Annotated in this window: 3 protein-coding genes; all 3 read left to right on the top strand. The window is 70.2% G+C overall.

Going from position 1 to position 3,106, the window contains the following annotated elements:
* The first annotated feature begins 2 nt into the window (after positions 1-2).
* The 3 genes from dprA to G6045_RS40015 all read left to right on the top strand — a co-directional run bounded on the left by dprA (position 3) and on the right by G6045_RS40015 (position 2,987).
* Positions 3-1,148, top strand: a complete 1,146-nt coding sequence (gene dprA, locus G6045_RS40025) for a DNA-processing protein DprA (RefSeq protein ID WP_165337162.1) — start codon at positions 3-5, stop codon at positions 1,146-1,148.
* Positions 1,149-1,401: 253 nt separating this feature from the next.
* Positions 1,402-2,235, top strand: a complete 834-nt coding sequence (whiG, locus tag G6045_RS40020) for an RNA polymerase sigma factor WhiG (protein WP_165337161.1) — start codon at positions 1,402-1,404, stop codon at positions 2,233-2,235.
* Positions 2,236-2,429: 194 nt separating this feature from the next.
* Complete coding sequence (locus G6045_RS40015; RefSeq protein WP_165337163.1) at positions 2,430-2,987, top strand: TetR/AcrR family transcriptional regulator; 558 nt, start codon at positions 2,430-2,432, stop codon at positions 2,985-2,987.
* Positions 2,988-3,106 lie beyond the last annotated feature (119 nt).

Genomic DNA, 3,106 nt, shown 5'->3' with positions numbered 1-3,106 from the left:
GGGTGCGTGAGGGGGAGCGGTTGGCTCGTGTGGTCCTGGCTCGGACCTTCGAACCGGGGGACGAGAGTGCTGGGCGGTGGCTGCGTGCGTACGGCGCCAGGGGGACCGTCGAGCGGATCGCGGCCGGGGACGAGACGCTCGGTGGGGTGAAACCGGCACGGCTCGCGGGGCTCAGGGAACGGCTGCTCGCCGCGCGGCCCGAGCGGGATCTGCAAGCGGCGACGGCCTCCGGGGCGCGGTTCGTGGTGCCCGGGGATGCCGAATGGCCGGTGCAACTGGACGACTTGGGGGACTCGAGGCCGATCGGACTCTGGATCAAGGGGCAGTCCTCGCTGCGGATATGGGCACTGCGGTCGGTCGCCGTCGTCGGGTCACGGGCCTGTACGCCCTACGGTGCGCACATGGCCCAGACGCTGGGGGCGGGGCTTGCCGAGCGCGGGTGGGTCGTGGTGTCGGGGGGTGCGTTCGGGATCGACGGAGCCGCGCATCGCGGTGCGCTGTGCGAGGGCGGTGCCACGGTCGCCGTGCTCGCCTGCGGGGTGGACCACGTGTATCCGGCAGGCCACAAGCAGCTCTTCGCCCGGATCGCCGAACAGGGCCTCCTGCTCAGCGAGTTGTCGCCCGGCTCGCACCCGACGCGCTACCGGTTCATCCAGCGCAACCGCGTCATCGCCGCGCTGACCAGGGGCACCGTCGTCGTCGAGGCCGCGCTGCGCAGCGGGGCCCTGGTGACCGTGCGGCGTGCCCAGCGGCTCGGCCGGCACATCATGGGCGTACCGGGACCGGCGACCAGCGGGCTCTCCGCCGGGGTGCACCAACTGCTGCGCGGCGAGGGCATGCTGGTCGCGGACGCCGCCGACATCGTCGAACTGGTCGGAGAGATGGGCGAGCTGGCTCCCGAACGACGTGGTCCGGTCGTGGCGCGCGATCTGCTCGCACCGCTCGCGGCCAAGGTTCTCGAGGCCTTGCCCGCGCGCGGAACCGCCACGGCCAAGGACATCGCGCGCAGCGCGCAGACCGGTGTGGACGCGGCGGTCGGCAGGCTGTACGAGCTGCAGTCCCTGGGGTTCGTCGAACGACACGGCGAGGGCTGGCAGTTGACACGCCAGGCCGTCAACCCGGTCTGTGCCGTACGGAAGGAGGGTTGACGCGGGAGGTTGAGCCGTCCGGTGGATCGGCCGTGACCTAGGCGGATCCTGGGATTCGGGCCTTTCGGGCGATCGCGGACGGCGCCGTGAACGTCAGCGGGCGACGCGTATTCGAGCCCATACGAGCAAGGGTGATCCCCCGCCCTTCGCACACTGCGACACTCCAGTCACGCTACGCTCACAAGACTTCCGACTTCGACAAGGCCAACTCGGCTTCACTTCACGGCTCCACAGAACGGCAACAAGGCGACGAATGCCCCAGCACACCTCCGGGTCTGACCGCGCGGCAGTCCCCCCGGCCGCCCGCGGCAGCGTGCGGCCACCCGCACCCGCGTCGCTCGACGAGCTGTGGCGGTCGTACAAGACAACGGGCGACGGAAGGCTGCGCGAGCAGTTGATCCTGCACTACTCACCCTTGGTGAAGTACGTCGCGGGCCGGGTGAGCGTCGGGCTGCCGCCCAATGTGGAGCAGGCGGACTTCGTATCCTCCGGGGTATTCGGTCTGATCGACGCGATCGAGAAGTTCGACATCGAGCGCGAGATCAAGTTCGAGACGTATGCGATCACGCGGATCCGGGGCGCGATGATCGATGAACTCCGGGCGCTGGACTGGATTCCGCGCTCGGTGCGGCAGAAGGCGCGCAATGTCGAGCGCGCCTACACCACGCTGGAGGCGCAGCTGCGGCGTACGCCGTCGGAGACCGAGGTGGCGGCCGAGATGGGCATCGCCGTCGAGGAACTGCACGCGGTCTTCAGCCAGTTGTCGCTCGCGAACGTGGTGGCGCTCGAGGAGCTGCTGCACGTGGGCGGCGAAGGCGACCGTCTCAGCCTGATGGACACGCTCGAGGACACCGCGGCCGACAATCCGGTCGAGGTCGCCGAGGACCGCGAGCTGCGGCGGCTGCTCGCGCGGTCGATCAACACGCTGCCCGAGCGCGAGAAGACCGTCGTCACGCTCTACTACTACGAGGGTCTGACGCTCGCGGAGATCGGCAATGTGCTGGGTGTCACGGAGAGCCGGGTCAGCCAGATCCATACGAAGTCGGTGCTGCAGCTGCGCGCGAAGCTGGCGAGCTTCGGTCGCTGAATCGGTACTGCCGGGCCGAGCCTTGCTGTGCCGTGTGGTGCGGACCGTGCCGGGCCGGGTGGTGCGGACCCGTGGCCGGCCGTCCGCACCGGTGCTCACGGATGCGGTGGGGGCGTGCAGGGGACGTGTGCGCTCCCCAGGGAGTGGTGTGGCTCCGTAGAGTGGAAACCGTGCCAAGGATTCGAGCGGCCTCTGTGGCCGAGCACCGGTCGATGCAGCGTGGCGCTCTTCTCGACGCCGCGCGCTCTTTGCTGTCCGAGGGCGGTACGGAGGCGCTGACCTTCCCCGCGCTCGCCGAGCGGACTGGCCTGGCCAGGTCGTCGGTCTACGAGTACTTCCGTTCGCGCGCCGCGGTCGTCGAGGAGCTGTGCGAGGTCGACTTCCCGGTGTGGGCCGCCGAGGTCGAGTCGGCGATGGAGGCGGCCTCGACGCCCGAGGGCAAGGTCGAGGCGTATGTGCGCTCTCAGCTCGCGCTGGTGGGGGATCAGCGGCACCGCGCCGTGGTCGCCATCTCGTCCAGCGAGCTCGACGCCGGGGCGCGGGAGAAGATCCGGGCTGCGCACGGTGGGCTGGTGGCGATGATCGTCGAGGCGCTGGGTGCGCTCGGGCATGAGCAGCCGCGGATGGCGGCGATGCTGTTGCAAGGTGTGGTGGATGCGGCGGTGCGGCGCATTGAGCTCGGGGCGGCGGAGGATCCGTCGGCGATTACGGATGCGGCCGTAGGGATGGCTCTGCGGGGCGTTTGCGGTTGAGGTGGCGGGCGCCTGCGGCGGGCTGATTTCCCCTACCCGCCCCTTCCCGAAACCGGGGCTCCGCCCCGGACCCCGCATCCGAACTTCGTTCGGATCTCCTCAAACGCCGGAGGGGCTGA

Source organism: Streptomyces mesophilus (assembly GCF_011044995.1).
GTDB classification, from domain to species: domain Bacteria; phylum Actinomycetota; class Actinomycetes; order Streptomycetales; family Streptomycetaceae; genus Streptomyces; species Streptomyces mesophilus.
Note: the sequence above shows the minus strand (reverse complement) of the source record. Positions and strands in the feature narration are given on the sequence as shown.